The sequence below is a fragment of the Ruegeria sp. SATB045 genome, assembly GCF_059613525.1.
Map to the genome: position 1 here is coordinate 195919 of NZ_JBXWSR010000019.1, position 13752 is coordinate 209670.

Here is a 13752-nt window from a genome sequence, read left to right on the forward strand (position 1 = left end):
CAAGTGTTTGCGCATTATGACAATGGCTTGCGCAGCTGTTCAATCAGATTTTCCATATCGGTGGGCAGATCCGCTTCAAACCGCAGGTTTTCGCCCGAAACCGGGTGTTCGAAACCCAAAACAGCGGCGTGCAGCGCTTGACGTGGGAATGCACGAACAAGCTCTGCGGTTTCCATGCTGAACGCCTTAGCGGCCAGTTTTCGCTTACCGCCATAGACCGGATCGCCAACCAGACCGTGGCCCGCATGGGCCATGTGCACGCGAATCTGGTGCGTACGACCCGTTTCCAACCAGCACTCAATCAACGCCAAACCCGCCGGAGTGCCAAAAGTTTCAACCAGCCGCGCCCGCGTCACCGCATGGCGGCCTCCGTGGAACAGCACGGCCTGTTTCTGACGGTCGGTTTTGTGTCGCGCCAGTTGCGTGGTCAGACGCATGACATTGCCGGGCTCGAAACTCACGCCCTTTACGCCACGCAAGCGCGGGTCGTTTGCGTCGGGTACACCGTAACACACCGCACGATAATAACGCTCGACGCTGTGGGCTTCGAACTGGGTCGCCAACCCATGATGTGCAGCATCCGATTTAGCAACAACCAGCAAGCCGCTGGTTTCCTTATCTATCCGGTGTACGATCCCCGGGCGCTTTACCCCGCCGACACCGGACAAGTCATCGCCACAATGATGCAGCAGCGCATTGACCAAAGTTCCGCTGGGCGATCCCGGGGCCGGATGCACCACCATGCCTGCGGGCTTGTTCACAACAATCAAATCGGCGTCTTCGTAAACGACATCCAGCGGGATATCCTCGGGGCCGATATGGCTGTCTTCGGCTTCGGCTACTGTGATCACCACAACCGCCTCGGCGGACACCTTGGCCTTGGGGTCGCGCACCTCGGACCCGTTGATCAGGACAGCGCCCTCTTCGATCAATTTGCCCAAACGGGTGCGAGACAGGTTTTCCTCGGGTGGAACATCACGCGAAAGCGCCTTATCAAGACGAGGCGGCGGATCGTCCGCGATGTGAAATTCAATCTGGCGAGTGCCCATGACTGTCCCTTCCGAACCTCAAGAACCGCTGGAAACGCCGCAGATTCGACTGCTGCGGCGGATGGTCATGCTGCTGACCGCGGTGATGATTGGCGGCGTTCTAGTGACATTCGCACTGATTGTCATCCGGCTAACGGACAGAACCCCCACCCTTCCTGACGAGATCGCCTTGCCCGATGGTGCCAAGGCCCAAGCTTTGACAATCGGCAGCAACTGGTACGCCGTCGTTACAAATGACAACCGCATTCTGATTTTTGACAAGACGACCGGACGCCAGCGTCAGGAAATCAAGCTAGATTAGGTCGCGATCAGCTCTCCAGCGCCATTCGAAAGACGATTTCGGACGCTTTGCTGAACGCCTGATATTCCTGCGGAGTGTCCCGGCGGAACTCAAGTTCGCTCGCGTTGAGCTGTTTCGGTGCGAACACCTGCGACGCATCCGGAAAGAACTCCTGCTGAAACGCAACATCCTGCTTTGACATAAGGGTATCCAACCATTCCCGTTCGTCCGGCTCCAAAACGTCGTGGCGGCGCACCATGACGGGGTCTTCGGATATCAATCGTCTGAGCTGGCGACTTTTCTTGCGCCCCAGCGCTCGCGTGACAACCCCAAAGGCCTCGCTGGCGGCACGCGATTGCGACGGGTTGGATGGTGCCCCTGTAACATATCCTTCTGGCAATGGCGTTCCGATCCGCGACAGAAAATCGTCCACGACATGGCCATTGGTCATCTGTTCGCGCTCATAAACCGAGGGAACAATCGTCACGCCCGGAAACGCCTTTCGGATTTGCTCGACCCGTGACGTGAAGCTAAAGGCTGCTGGGTCCGCTTCAATTCGGGACAATTGGGAACGGATGTAATCAGTACCAACAACGGGTAAGCGTCCGTTCTTGGCGCGTTGTTTGTAATCGGCTTCGAAAAAATCCGAGTACCGGCGGCAGTAAAATGCAATTCGCAGGTCGCGCGCCGGAATTTCAGCAAATACCTGCGCCAGCTTCTCGAAATCGCAGGAATAGAACATCTCAGATGACACGACACAGGTTTGCCCTGAATGCGTATCAAATTCCGAGGTCATCCCTGCCCGGAATGGATCCATTGGCTGATCGCTTTGGTTCATGTGGAACGCGATGATGTTATGGCTGATCGCAAGTCGAGGATTACCGTCCAGCCTGCGTCGGCCGGTTTCCATGTAACGCAAGCCGATCTGATCAAGGACGGGCTGGTTGCCGCGCAAGAACCCCTGCAGCGCTGTTGTTCCGGTTTTGGGCATACCCAAATGCAGCCACAGCATCATATGTCTCCGACGTCAGGATACAACTGCATCATGAGGCCGTATTCTCGGCCGAAACAGACGTCATTTGCTGCATCAACTCTTGCATTTCAGGCTGCTCGCGTAGCTGCGCGATCTGCTGCCTGTGGAGATCACAAGACATGTGGTGCAATCGCGCGATTTCCGGGTCAGCCAGCATCTCGTAATACAGCGCGCGCTTACGCTCCAGAACAGCGTCAATGGATGTGCAGGTCGTCGCGTTCTGGTTCATCATGTTCCAATATTCCAGACCCAGACTCTCGCCCAAGTGGTGCGCCCGTCCGCGCATCTTTTTGACCAGATAACTTTCACAGGATTTAAGGGCATAATGGTTGAGTTGAACATATTCATACCCAACCGACGCGCGTGTCGACCGCCAGCTTTTGTCATAGTAATGCTCGGGCATTTCCTGGCCAGAACCGTTGTACCAGTGACACTCTTCCATCGTTTCGACGGTCGCGCGTTTCGGCCGGTGGACGCCCAGCGCGTCCCATAGCCCGCGCTGGAACATCGTCTTGAAGCCCCATGCCTGTGGCGGGCGAATAATCCTTTCGGGCGCGGCTTTGCGGAACTGGTCGGACAGGAACCGATCCTCATATCGGACAATTCCCGCATTTCCGAACAACCGCCACGTCATCGAAATCGTTTTGGCATCCGGAATAGCCTGTGTCAGCGCACGCAGAGTGTTGTCGCCCGTCTTGACGTTGATATGTTCATCCGCGTCGATCACGATCACCCAGTCCTGCGGGCGCGCAATCTCCATCTTAAGAAACGCGTTATAAGCGCGCTTTTGCGGGCTTGTCCGGCGACGAGAGTTGTTGTCGACATGGGTCACCACACCCATCTCATCAAGCCTCTGTAACAAAGCATCTGTACCGTCGGTGCAATCATTGGTCATCACGACCATCTGATCAACGCCAATCGCCCGATTATGCGCCACCCATTCCAGCACGAAGGGCCCCTCGTTTTTCATGGGGGTGATGCTGATAAACCGTGATTTTTCGTCGCTCATTCCTGGGTGCCCCAATCGCCCTGTCGATACCTTGTTCTGGCTGAACATATCATTTTTGATCTTTCAAACTTCCTACGTTCAATTCCGAATGTAACCAAGCAAAATCAAGATGCTCCTCCTCCTGCGCGCTGCAGTTGGTTGGAAAAGCGTTGATATGTCGGACACAAGTCTTTCGCAGCCCGCAAATAAAGCCGGGCCGCTTTCCTGTCGCCCCTTTGCAGAAGAATGCGCCCGGCTTCGCCCTGAATAGCTGCCGTGTTCTTGTCCATGCCCGCGGCTTGAATAATCTGCTTGTGCCCCTGTTCTGTTGCACCAATCCGTTGAAGGCAGCGCCCCATCGCAAAGACAAGAAATGGGTTACCTGGATCACAAGCTAATGCATCTGCCATTGCGAGACGTGCGTTGGTCGCGTCTCCTTCGGCTTCAAAGAGCCCGGCCAGTCGTTTGTGATACAAAGGGTTCTCGGGCGCTTCGGCAACAACGCGACGCATCAAGTCGACCGCTTTGGTTGCCGTGATTTCCCCTGTATGCACGCTCAGCACGGTGTGAAAGCTCTGCACTCGGACATCTGTGTTCGGAAAATCCGTCATGCGGGCAAGACCATCCACAAGGCGCTGCAACCGCGGTGTGCTGCTGAACAATCTGCGGGCTTTCTGGTCCAGCGACAAATCCCACCAGTCCATAAGCAGAAAATCGAAGTTACATGGCAGCCGTACAAGAACTTTTCGTTGTGCAACGTGAGCGTTGAAGTTGAACCATGGCCTGCGAATAACCTTTTGCAACTCCCAATCGGTCGGAGGGAACAGCCGAAGTGAAATGTGATCCCGATACACCACCCTCGACCCAAAGACCAAAACATCGGGCCGGATCGGCTTTGCCCAAAATCCCTGGCTGAACGCTTGCGCCGCCTGCCAGCGCTTGCGTTTTTCGCCCAACGCAGCAGCCTTAAGAGCGCACAGAACGGCATGGTCTTCGGGCCACACATTAGGATCCTGCAAGACAGCGTCCACAAGTCCTAAAGCGGCATCCCATTGTCCTTGGTAGAACAGGTTCAGGGCCTGCAAAAGCGGTAGGAATGCGTTATCGGCGCCTGCGTGTAACAGCTTATCACCCAAGCTGGACGCCTCTTCGGTACGATCTTCGGCATTCAGGCGATTAAAGTGGAATAACACTTTGGAATAGATATGCGCCGCCTCAGACGGGTTCAAAAACTTATCCAAGGGGCCGTTCAATCGGGTGATCACGGCCTCATAGGCTTCGGACATCTCGTCCTCGGTCAGGACGTCGCGAAACACTTTGCGCTGTCGCCCTGAAATGCGCGCGGCCGCCATTGAGAAGGCGCTGATTACGGGTGCGACCACCTGATCTGCGCGCGACATCGTGTAAAGCTCGAGAAAGTCGCGCTGTGCCCGTGTCATGCCCGAGACGTCCGCGATATCCGACATTTGCAACAGGTTCGGAAACCGCCTTTGAAACCGCGTGATCAGTTCTGGCTGGTCCGAGAACATGATCGCCGCACGACCAGCCGCTTTTTCAAGATGCGCCTCGTAGAACTCCTCAGGTTCGATCTTGGCAGGCCAGGTCGTGTGCTTCCACGGTAGGCCATTCAGGATATCACCACGCCGGATATGATAGGCTGAAACCCCCTGCCCCGATAACCGCTCATCTGCGCGGTTCATAATCAAACGGAGTTCATCCGTGAAGCCAATCCGGTGAATGAAGTCACGATAGCGAGGGCGGATCGCTTCGATATCCTCCCACGGGAAGGCGAGCACCTCAAACCCTTCTTCCACAAGCACCGAGCGGCCTGCGTCGAGATGCGCGATCAACTTGTCCGGGGTTGCATCGCCTTGAAATGCCCAGATCGGTTTGGCGTCTTTGCTCAGCGCGTCAAAGTCGTCGGCGTTTGCAAAATGAACATCCATCCATTGTTGCGTGAACAGCTCGTGCGGGTGGTCCAACTCTGGCGCGTCCGCCCCCTGCGGGAACCAGTTGACACGGTAGTCGGTACCATAATCCTCGGCCAGGCGGATACAGGTCAGCATCATAAGTAAGCGCGCCCCCATACGGTCGCGGCGCTGACCGATGAAGACACCACGCGCAGCGCTCATGATGCGTCGTCTGCCGCAGCCATTGCAGCCCGGCGCAAACTGCGAAACCGCTGACGCGCTTGCCGAACCAACATGTCATGACGGTCGCCCGCCATACCCTCGATGCCCCGCATAAACATCGGTAGCCTGCGACGCGCGCGCATCATCTTGTAAAAAGCCGCCGGCTCTAACGATCCATCCATCGCCCCCAGCATAACAGGTTTCAGGATGTCCAACTTGCGCAACATCGGCGCGGCAAAATGGTTTGAAAACCACGTTTTTAATAGAAAAACACTGTCGCCCTGCAGCCGTTCGACCTGCCGTCGGTCAAGGTCAAAGAACGGATCATAGAAAACGTAGGCCCGACCTGCACTTACTACCGTTTGCGCAGCATCCCCCAGTGGCAAATCCCAATCCTGAACCTGACCAAACCGGTATCGGGTTTCCCAAGGCACAAGACGTTCATCCAACGTGGTCTGAGGATTGAAGGCAATAACCGTCGCACCGGGCACCAGTGCGGAAAAGGTCAGCGCCCCGAACCCGCCCATTGACGCCCCGGCAAATACAACTTTGTCGAACCTGTCAAAGAACCCCTCGGCCGCCTTACCCTGAAAATATGAGATGATTTCAGGATCGCGGTACCACGCCTTAGAGCGCGCAAAGACACCCATATGCGACCACCCTTCATCCCGGAAGAACTTCCAACCCCAGGGTTCGCGCGCAAAAGACAGGTCGTTGGCGTTAGCGATATTGTCAAAGCTGATCACCAGTTGTGACGCCGAGCGTTGGTGAAACAGGATCGAATGACGGTCGAGTTTCTGCAAGAACCCCGTTCCGTCGCCACCCGGGTAAAGCTCGACAAACCACGGTGGCGGCGGATCTGTAAGGATCCGCTCATACCCCGTCTTACGCTCGGGATGCTCGGGTTGAAGCTGTTCTTTTGAAAGGTCGTCCGCCATGGCTATCAGATCAGGTTCTCAGCCAGCCAGCCGCGAAACTCGACCCAGTCGGGGCGCAGCTTGATTTCCGCGATCTTGGCCCGATGCCAGTCGCAGGCCTGTTGGTGCAGCCTGTTCAATTCAGGATCCGCTTTCAGTTGCTCAAGAACCGGAGCAGCCTTGCGAGCGGCAGGCAGGATCGATTGGTCGACCTCTTTATTGGCATTCATGTCCGTCCAATAGGATTGCCCTTGGTCCACGCGGATATGGTTGGTTCTTCCCCGATCACGCTTGATCAGGAACCCGTCCAAAGACCGAACCGAATAATGGTGCAAACGCCCAAGCGAATGGTCAAACCCCCGCCAGGCCCGCCACCCCACCTTATCCGCTGGAAACAGTTTGCCGCCAGCATCCGACCACGCAATGTCGGCCGCCGCTTCGTCTTCGAACCCTTTTGGGCGGTGCGGCCCGAAACGCGTGAATTTTCCATTGTTTCGAAACAGGGTTTTCAGGCCATACGCCCGACCCGAATGGTACGGATAAGGCTGATCCGCCATCGAGAACGCCTCGGTCACCGGTTTATCTTCGAAGCTGATATTCCCTGAACTGCCGAATAGCTTCCAGGCAAACGAAATAGCATCGACGGGCTGACCAGCCCGGTCCTCAACCTCGGCGATCAAAGCCCCGAATCCATTATCACCGCATCTGATGTTCCAGAACTCGTCCACGTCGAGGCATAACAGCCAATCAGCCTCTTTGACTTTGGGTTGCCGCCGTGCACGTCGCAACATCTGATGCTGAGGATTCCCGCCTTCTTTCACTTCGTTGGGAACGTGTGTGGCAACGCCCATATCCTGAAGCCTGCGCGCGATGTCGTCCGTGCCATCTTCACAAGCGTTGGTGAAGATCACAAAGTGTTCCACCCCAAGGGATTTATGGAAGGCCACCCACTCTAACATATAGGGGCCTTCGTTTTTCATTGTCGTGAAGACGGTAATGGCCTGAGACATCTGCACCTTTCCCGAATGGTCTTGCCTCCGACTCATACACATCCCTAACCGCACGGGCGAGACAGGAAATAGAGGTTTGCACAGTCCGGTCCGAACTGGTGCATCTCTACACAAGATTTCCTTAAGAAACGACTTACATCTGAGTGGGAGATGGTGCGGTCGAGAAGACTCGAACTTCCACGGGTGTTACCCCACAGCGACCTCAACGCTGCGCGTCTACCAATTCCGCCACGACCGCACTGTATGTGACTTGGTAGAGGGGCGTATAGACGGTGCGGAACGGGATGTGAAGACTCAAAAACACGCCGGATTGAATTCCTTTTTTCTGCTCATATCTGTACCGGTGAATTCTTTGCTTACCGCCCTGAACAGGAGCCCTCCGACATGACCACACCAGACCCACGCCCCGTCATTCAGGTGGATATCGTATCAGATGTGGTCTGCCCCTGGTGCATCGTGGGATTTCGGCAATTGGACATCGCGTTGCAACAGGAAAACGTTCTGGCACGCCTCCGGTGGCACCCGTTCGAATTAAACCCGAATATGCCACCCGAGGGCCAAAACCTGCGGGAGCACATAACCGAGAAATACGGCTCGACGGCGGAACAAAGCCAACAGGCCCGCGAGCGCTTGGTTCAAATCGGCGGCGAACTTGGCTTTACCTTTAACTTCAACGACGACAGCCGGATCGTTAACACATTCGCAGCTCACCAACTCTTGGATTGGGCTGAGTCACAGGGCAAACAACACCCGCTGAAACTAACGCTGTTCAAAACTTATTTCACGGATGGCCTGGATGTATCAGACACCGAGGTACTGCTGAATGCGGTGCAAGCTGCAGGGTTGGATCGTGACGCAGCACAGGCAGCGCTTGAATCGGGTGCGCATGTAGGGCCGGTACGCGAAAAGCAGCAGTTTTGGACCAGCCGTGGAATCTCGGGCGTGCCATCCATGGTCTTTGGGGGCAAATACTTGCTAACAGGCGCTCAGGGCTCCGAGACCTATTCCCAATTACTACAGCGGTGCCTGACCGAGGCCGCCTGACCTCTTTTCAACGCTTCGTCTGCGGGGTATGAGGCCCTCATGGAATGGAAGATCACAGACGGTTTGACCGACTATGACGAGGCTTTGTCCTTTATGGAAAAGCGCGTTGCGGCTATCGCAGCCGGCGACGCGGATGAGTGTATCTGGCTTCTGGAACACCCGCCGCTTTACACGGCTGGCACCTCGGCCAAAGCAAGTGATCTGACCGATCCCGACCGGTTCCCTGTCTACGAGGCAAAGCGGGGCGGCGAATATACCTATCATGGCCCTGGCCAACGGGTTGCTTATGTGATGCTTGACCTGAACAAGCGCGGCAAGGACGTGCGGCGCTTTGTAAAGCAGCTTGAGGAATGGGTTATCGCGTCCTTGGCCGAGTTTAATGTCACCGGGGAAATCCGCGACGGGCGTGTTGGTGTCTGGGTGCGTCGGGATGACAAACCGCTGACCCCGACTGGTCAACCTGCCGAAGATAAGGTTGCCGCCATTGGGTTGCGCCTGCGCAAATGGGTTAGCTTTCACGGTATTTCGATTAACGTCGAACCCGACCTCGAACACTTCTCAGGCATCGTTCCCTGCGGCATCAGTGAACACGGCGTCACCTCGCTGGTCGATCTAGGGCTGCCCGTTACAACAGCTGACGTGGACATTGCGCTGCAAAAAACCTTTTCTCGCGTGTTCGAGCCGATCGCGCCAATCCCATAGAGACCCGAATCGCGCAACACTCGGGAAAATCACGAACAATTCGCTTCGTGACAGAGTCACTGTTTCCAAAAGGGGTTTGATCTTTAGGGCGTAGCCCGGTGCAAAAGCTAAAATTTACCCAAAAACCACTCAAATGAATACAACAGACCGTTTCAAGAGTAAGATGTATTCACCGTTCTAGAGTGAGTGGTGTGTTAACCGGTCAGCACCGGAAGCCCCCAGTGCATCGGAAAAGTTTTTGGTAACGAGTCTGCCGTTCCGACCCCAAATCGGAACGGCAATTCTATTCCAGAGACGGTTTTGTTCTACGGTCAGACACTTGCAGTTGCTCGGTCGATTTATTGACCCAATGCGGCTTTGATCTTTTCGGCATGCTGGGCGATCAGATCAAAATCCCCCATTTTTCCCGGTGCACGCAACGGCACGGCTTCGTGACGTGGCAGAACGTGGAAATGCAGGTGAAAGACTTCCTGCCCTCCGGCGGCTTCGTTGAATTGCTGTACGGTGACGCCATCAGCCTCAAATGCGTTCACCACAGCTTTTGATAGCTTTTGAACTGTTGCGATGACTGCCGCCAGTTGCTGAGGCGTCGCGTCAAGAAGATTGCGGCACGGAGTTTTCGGTATCACCAGCAAATGCCCGTCAGACCGAGGCATGATATCCATGAACGCCAAACTCTCGTCATCCTCGTACACACGTGTCGAAGGGATTTCCCCACGCAAGATCATGGCGAAGATGTTGTCGGTATCGTAAGCGGTCATGTTTGTTCTCCAAGCGCGATATCGACACCAGTTCTGCTGTGCGCCCCAGCGCGGGTCAAGCGACGAATTGAAACCCAAGGCCGAGCCCTTGAAAATCCTGACGTGATACCCAGCTAACAGCTGATTTTGGTCGAAAATAAGCGAGTGGCCCCGCGACCCGCGACAATTATTCTTGATCCAGATCAAACTCGACCATTGAAGGCGCCCCATTCGCAATCTAAAACCAGCAGGAATCCCGCGCGTCGGAGACTTTCGGCTGCGCGGTAGAATTGTAACAGGAGGCACCTAATGGCAGACGCAGCCATTCATGGTCATGATCATGAAGACGAGCGCAGCTTTTTCCAGCGCTGGTTCATGTCGACCAACCACAAGGATATCGGGATTCTTTACCTGATCTTCTCGGCTTTGGCCGGTTTGATTTCGGTTTTGATGACTGTCTATATGCGGCTCGAGCTGATGCACCCCGGTGTGCAGTATATGTGCCTCGAAGGGTTCATGGCTGATCCGTGTACCCCGAATGGTCACCTGTGGAACGTGATGATCACCTACCATGGTGTTCTGATGATGTTCTTCGTAGTCATCCCGGCCCTGTTCGGCGGATTTGGCAACTATTTCATGCCGTTGCAGATCGGCGCGCCTGATATGGCGTTCCCGCGGATGAACAACCTGTCCTTCTGGCTGTACGTCGCTGGTACGTCGCTGGGTGTGGCTTCGCTGCTCAGCCCAGGTGGCAACGATCAGCTCGGTTCGGGTGTTGGCTGGGTTCTCTACCCGCCGCTGTCCACGACCGAGGGCGGCATGTCCATGGACCTTGCGATCTTTGCCGTACACGTATCGGGCGCCTCCTCGATCCTCGGCGCGATCAACATGATCACCACCTTCCTGAACATGCGTGCCCCGGGCATGACACTGTTCAAGGTGCCGCTGTTCAGCTGGTCGATCTTCGTCACCTCGTGGCTGATTCTGTTGTCCCTGCCGGTTCTGGCAGGCGCGATCACCATGCTGCTGATGGACCGCAACTTTGGCTTCACCTTCTTTGATCCGGCCGGTGGCGGCGATCCGATCCTGTATCAACACATTCTGTGGTTCTTCGGCCACCCGGAAGTGTATATCGTGATCCTGCCCGGTTTCGGCATCATCAGCCACGTGATTGCGACCTTCGCACGCAAACCGATCTTCGGCTATCTGCCGATGGTCTGGGCGATTATCGCGATCGGTGTTCTGGGCTTTGTCGTGTGGGCGCACCACATGTACACCGTCGGCATGTCGCTGCGTCAGCAGGCCTACTTCATGCTGGCCACGATGGTCATCGCGGTTCCGACAGGCGTTAAGGTCTTCTCGTGGATTGCGACCATGTGGGGCGGTTCCATCGAGTTCAAGACACCGATGCTGTTCGCGTTTGGCTTCCTGTTCCTGTTCACCGTCGGCGGTGTGACCGGTGTGGTTCTGTCGCAGGCCGGTATCGACCGCGCCTATCACGACACCTACTACGTGGTTGCTCACTTCCACTACGTGATGTCGCTGGGGGCCGTGTTCGCGATCTTTGCAGGCGTGTACTTCTACTTCAGCAAGATGACCGGTCGTCAGTATTCCGAGTTTTGGGGCAAGATCCACTTCTGGATGTTCTTCATCGGCGCTAACCTGACGTTCTTCCCGCAGCACTTCCTGGGTCGTCAGGGCATGCCGCGTCGCTATATCGACTATCCCGAGGCATTCGCCCAGTGGAACTTTGTATCGTCGATTGGTGCGTTCATCTCGTTCGCCTCGTTCCTGCTGTTCTTCGGCATCGTGTTCTACGCCCTGTTCCGTGGCGCTAAGGAAACGCGGAACAACCCGTGGAACGAATATGCGGATACGCTGGAATGGACCCTGCCCACCCCTCCGCCCGAACACACGTTCGAACAGCTGCCGAAGCAGGAAGACTGGGACAAGGGCCACGCCCACTGATCCCATAAGATCTAAAGAAAGCCCCGCCAAATTGGCGGGGCTTTTCATTTTGCATTCCCTTGTTTTCAGAATATTCGCCAGAACCTGCAGGACAGGCTATTCTAGGGGCAACTCCTTATCCAACAGGTCCGGAGGAATCCAATGTCCAAGATTGATTTCTGGTTTTCGATTGGCAGTACATATAGCTTTCTAACCATCATGCGGATGGATGACTGGTGCGTTGAAAACAACACAACAGTCAATTGGCGTCCATTCAATGTACGCGCCATTATGTCCGAACAGAAGAACATCCCGTTCGCCGGGAAACCTGCAAAATCCGCCTATATGTGGCGCGATATCGAGCGTCGTGCAGCCAAGTACCGTTTGCATGCCAACCTGCCCGCGCCCTATCCCGTGTCCGATCTGGCGCTGGCCAATCAGGTTGCGTTGCTGGGAATGCGTGATGGTTGGGGTAAGTCCTTTGCACAGAACATCTACCGTATCTGGTTCGAGGACGGAATCGAAGCTGGCAGCGAAGCCGCAATGACCGAAGCCCTGCACAGATGCCAGCAGGATCCTCGCATCGTTCTGGCCCGTGCGCGCAGTCCGGACATCGTGTCCGCGCTAGAAGTTGAAACGGATCAGGCCCTTCGGCTCGGCATTTTCGGTGCCCCAAGCCTCGTCGTCCGCGGTGAGGTTTTCTGGGGTGATGATCGCCTGGACGACGCTTTGTCATGGGCCCGCGTCGGGCACGTGACCTGAGCATTTTCCGTCGACACCAAAAGCTGCCGCGCTATTTTCGATCTATGCCTTACCAGTGGAATCAAACCTCAAATACCGAACAAGAGCTGCGACTTTGGCCGCATAACTCTTTGCCGCCTCGCTGGGCGATCCGAGTTGTGTTTTCGCTTTTTATATTCGGACTGCTTCCGCTGATGGCTGTGCTTGGTTCAGCGGTGCTGTGGGGCTTGTTGCCGTTCCTATTGGTGACGGTTTTGGGGCTTTGGCTGGCTATTCAGGCGAACTACAGATCTCGCAGTGTGTTCGAAGTATTCACTCTGACGGGAACTCAGGCGCGTCTTGTGCACCACAACCCCCGCACCGGCCAGCAGGAATGGGTTTGCAACCGGTATTGGGCCCGGCCAGAGATGCACAAACACGGCGGCCCGGTTCCGAACTACGTAACCCTGACAGGCGACGGTAGAGAAGTGGAAATCGGCGCGTTTCTCTCAGAAGAAGAGCGCATAGCGTTGTACGGTGATCTGACGCAAAAACTGCGCGAACCTGTCGCGCAGTAATTGTTGCTCTTTGCCAGAAAAAGATCAGCAGCCGTTGCTTGATGCCGCACAAAGATGGTCTTTGACCATCGGTCCGACCTTTCCGAAATCCATCTGGCCGGTGTAACGCGTCTTGAGCTCGCCCATCACCTTACCCATGTCCCGGATCGAGCCAGCACCTGTGGTCGTAATGGCCGTCTGAATCGCCTGAGAGACCTCATCATCATCCAACTGCTTGGGTAGGAATTCTTCGATGACTTCAACCTCACGCAGTTCACGTTCAGCCAGGTCTAGCCGCCCACCCTCTTCATAGGCACGGGCGCTTTCCTTGCGCTGCTTGGTCATTTTTCCAAGGATTTCAAGAACCTCGGCATCACCGCAGCCCTTGACCTCTTCGTTGTCCGAGGCGCGCGATGCGATATCGCGGTCCTTGATTGCAGCATTGATCAGCCGCAGCGTCGACAGACGCTCGGCCTCCTTGTCTTTCATTGCTTGCTTCAGGGCAGAGTTCACCCGTGATCGCATATCCATATGATCTGTCCATCCCCATGGAAAAGGAACCCCGACCATATCGAAACAAAAAGCGTGATACAACAGGAGGTGAATATCGCTAAGTTATTGATTTTTATATAT

General features: G+C 55.6%; 14 protein-coding genes and 1 tRNA gene. 6 read left to right on the forward strand and 9 right to left on the reverse strand.

Going from position 1 to position 13752, the window contains the following annotated elements:
- Positions 1–14 precede the first annotated feature (14 nt).
- On the reverse strand, positions 15–1049 hold the full coding sequence (locus AC2FNR_RS06400; protein WP_496848446.1) for an RluA family pseudouridine synthase: 1035 nt from the start codon (positions 1047–1049) through the stop codon (positions 15–17).
- Here AC2FNR_RS06400 and AC2FNR_RS06405 point away from each other — a divergent pair.
- Positions 1048–1350, forward strand: coding sequence for a DUF6476 family protein (locus AC2FNR_RS06405; RefSeq protein ID WP_170352830.1), 303 nt, complete (start codon positions 1048–1050; stop codon positions 1348–1350). The two genes, AC2FNR_RS06400 and AC2FNR_RS06405, sit on opposite strands and share 2 nt — an antisense overlap.
- Before the next feature lie 7 nt (positions 1351–1357).
- On the opposite strand, the gene AC2FNR_RS06410 is transcribed toward AC2FNR_RS06405, so the two are convergent.
- The 6 genes from AC2FNR_RS06410 to AC2FNR_RS06435 form a co-directional block, all read right to left on the reverse strand.
- A complete protein-coding gene (locus tag AC2FNR_RS06410; protein WP_496848447.1) occupies positions 1358–2341 on the reverse strand; it encodes a hypothetical protein in 984 nt (327 codons plus the stop codon).
- A gap of 31 nt (positions 2342–2372) precedes the next feature.
- The gene (locus tag AC2FNR_RS06415; protein ID WP_496848448.1) at positions 2373–3371 is read right to left on the reverse strand and encodes a glycosyltransferase family 2 protein; all 999 of its coding nucleotides are present in this window, start codon (positions 3369–3371) and stop codon (positions 2373–2375) included.
- A gap of 104 nt (positions 3372–3475) precedes the next feature.
- On the reverse strand, positions 3476–5482 hold the full coding sequence (locus tag AC2FNR_RS06420) for a tetratricopeptide repeat protein (RefSeq protein WP_496848449.1): 2007 nt from the start codon (positions 5480–5482) through the stop codon (positions 3476–3478).
- Positions 5479–6420 carry a hypothetical protein gene (locus AC2FNR_RS06425; RefSeq protein WP_496848450.1) on the reverse strand — a complete coding sequence of 314 codons (942 nt, stop codon included), beginning with the start codon at positions 6418–6420 and terminating at the stop codon, positions 5479–5481. The genes AC2FNR_RS06420 and AC2FNR_RS06425 overlap by 4 nt, the downstream gene beginning before the upstream one ends.
- A 5-nt stretch (positions 6421–6425) precedes the next feature.
- Positions 6426–7409, reverse strand: coding sequence for a glycosyltransferase family 2 protein (locus tag AC2FNR_RS06430; protein ID WP_496848451.1), 984 nt, complete (start codon positions 7407–7409; stop codon positions 6426–6428).
- Between the two features lie 151 nt (positions 7410–7560).
- Positions 7561–7647: transfer RNA gene (locus AC2FNR_RS06435), tRNA-Leu, on the reverse strand.
- A gap of 146 nt (positions 7648–7793) precedes the next feature.
- Between AC2FNR_RS06435 and AC2FNR_RS06440 the strand changes: the two genes are divergently transcribed.
- On the forward strand, positions 7794–8453 hold the full coding sequence (locus AC2FNR_RS06440) for a DsbA family oxidoreductase (protein WP_496848452.1): 660 nt from the start codon (positions 7794–7796) through the stop codon (positions 8451–8453).
- A gap of 39 nt (positions 8454–8492) precedes the next feature.
- Entirely contained in the window at positions 8493–9155 is a 663-nt protein-coding gene (gene lipB, locus AC2FNR_RS06445; protein ID WP_496848453.1) for a lipoyl(octanoyl) transferase LipB, read from the forward strand.
- A 338-nt stretch (positions 9156–9493) separates the two neighbouring features.
- Here the strand turns inward: lipB and AC2FNR_RS06450 are convergent, their stop codons facing one another.
- Positions 9494–9916 (reverse strand): HIT family protein, encoded by a 423-nt coding sequence (locus AC2FNR_RS06450; RefSeq protein WP_496848454.1) that lies wholly within the window; start codon positions 9914–9916, stop codon positions 9494–9496.
- Between the two features lie 288 nt (positions 9917–10204).
- Between AC2FNR_RS06450 and ctaD the strand changes: the two genes are divergently transcribed.
- The 3 genes from ctaD (at position 10205) to AC2FNR_RS06465 (ending at position 13140) form a co-directional block, all read left to right on the forward strand.
- Positions 10205–11863: a cytochrome c oxidase subunit I gene (gene ctaD / locus AC2FNR_RS06455; protein WP_170352822.1), complete on the forward strand. Its 1659-nt coding sequence runs from the start codon at positions 10205–10207 to the stop codon at positions 11861–11863.
- Between the two features lie 141 nt (positions 11864–12004).
- Positions 12005–12604 (forward strand): 2-hydroxychromene-2-carboxylate isomerase, encoded by a 600-nt coding sequence (locus AC2FNR_RS06460; protein WP_480867354.1) that lies wholly within the window; start codon positions 12005–12007, stop codon positions 12602–12604.
- 44 nt (positions 12605–12648) lie between these two features.
- On the forward strand, positions 12649–13140 hold the full coding sequence (locus AC2FNR_RS06465) for a DUF2244 domain-containing protein (protein WP_170352820.1): 492 nt from the start codon (positions 12649–12651) through the stop codon (positions 13138–13140).
- Positions 13141–13164: 24 nt separating this feature from the next.
- On the opposite strand, the gene AC2FNR_RS06470 is transcribed toward AC2FNR_RS06465, so the two are convergent.
- Positions 13165–13650, reverse strand: coding sequence for a GatB/YqeY domain-containing protein (locus AC2FNR_RS06470; RefSeq protein WP_170352819.1), 486 nt, complete (start codon positions 13648–13650; stop codon positions 13165–13167).
- Between the last annotated feature and the right edge of the window lie 102 nt (positions 13651–13752).

What these genes read in the sequence shown, in the direction of transcription:
- AC2FNR_RS06420 (WP_496848449.1), bottom strand. Translation starts at nt 5,482, where the DNA reads ATGAGCGCTGCGCGTGGTGTCTTCATCGGTCAGCGCCGCGACCGTATG.
- ctaD (WP_170352822.1), top strand. Translation starts at nt 10,205, where the DNA reads ATGGCAGACGCAGCCATTCATGGTCATGATCATGAAGACGAGCGCAGC.
- lipB (WP_496848453.1), top strand. Translation starts at nt 8,493, where the DNA reads ATGGAATGGAAGATCACAGACGGTTTGACCGACTATGACGAGGCTTTG.
- AC2FNR_RS06415 (WP_496848448.1), bottom strand. Translation starts at nt 3,371, where the DNA reads ATGAGCGACGAAAAATCACGGTTTATCAGCATCACCCCCATGAAAAAC.
- AC2FNR_RS06470 (WP_170352819.1), bottom strand. Translation starts at nt 13,650, where the DNA reads ATGGATATGCGATCACGGGTGAACTCTGCCCTGAAGCAAGCAATGAAA.
- AC2FNR_RS06450 (WP_496848454.1), bottom strand. Translation starts at nt 9,916, where the DNA reads ATGACCGCTTACGATACCGACAACATCTTCGCCATGATCTTGCGTGGG.
- AC2FNR_RS06400 (WP_496848446.1), bottom strand. Translation starts at nt 1,049, where the DNA reads ATGGGCACTCGCCAGATTGAATTTCACATCGCGGACGATCCGCCGCCT.
- AC2FNR_RS06405 (WP_170352830.1), top strand. Translation starts at nt 1,048, where the DNA reads ATGACTGTCCCTTCCGAACCTCAAGAACCGCTGGAAACGCCGCAGATT.
- AC2FNR_RS06410 (WP_496848447.1), bottom strand. Translation starts at nt 2,341, where the DNA reads ATGCTGTGGCTGCATTTGGGTATGCCCAAAACCGGAACAACAGCGCTG.
- AC2FNR_RS06425 (WP_496848450.1), bottom strand. Translation starts at nt 6,420, where the DNA reads ATGGCGGACGACCTTTCAAAAGAACAGCTTCAACCCGAGCATCCCGAG.
- AC2FNR_RS06430 (WP_496848451.1), bottom strand. Translation starts at nt 7,409, where the DNA reads ATGTCTCAGGCCATTACCGTCTTCACGACAATGAAAAACGAAGGCCCC.
- AC2FNR_RS06440 (WP_496848452.1), top strand. Translation starts at nt 7,794, where the DNA reads ATGACCACACCAGACCCACGCCCCGTCATTCAGGTGGATATCGTATCA.
- AC2FNR_RS06465 (WP_170352820.1), top strand. Translation starts at nt 12,649, where the DNA reads ATGCCTTACCAGTGGAATCAAACCTCAAATACCGAACAAGAGCTGCGA.
- AC2FNR_RS06460 (WP_480867354.1), top strand. Translation starts at nt 12,005, where the DNA reads ATGTCCAAGATTGATTTCTGGTTTTCGATTGGCAGTACATATAGCTTT.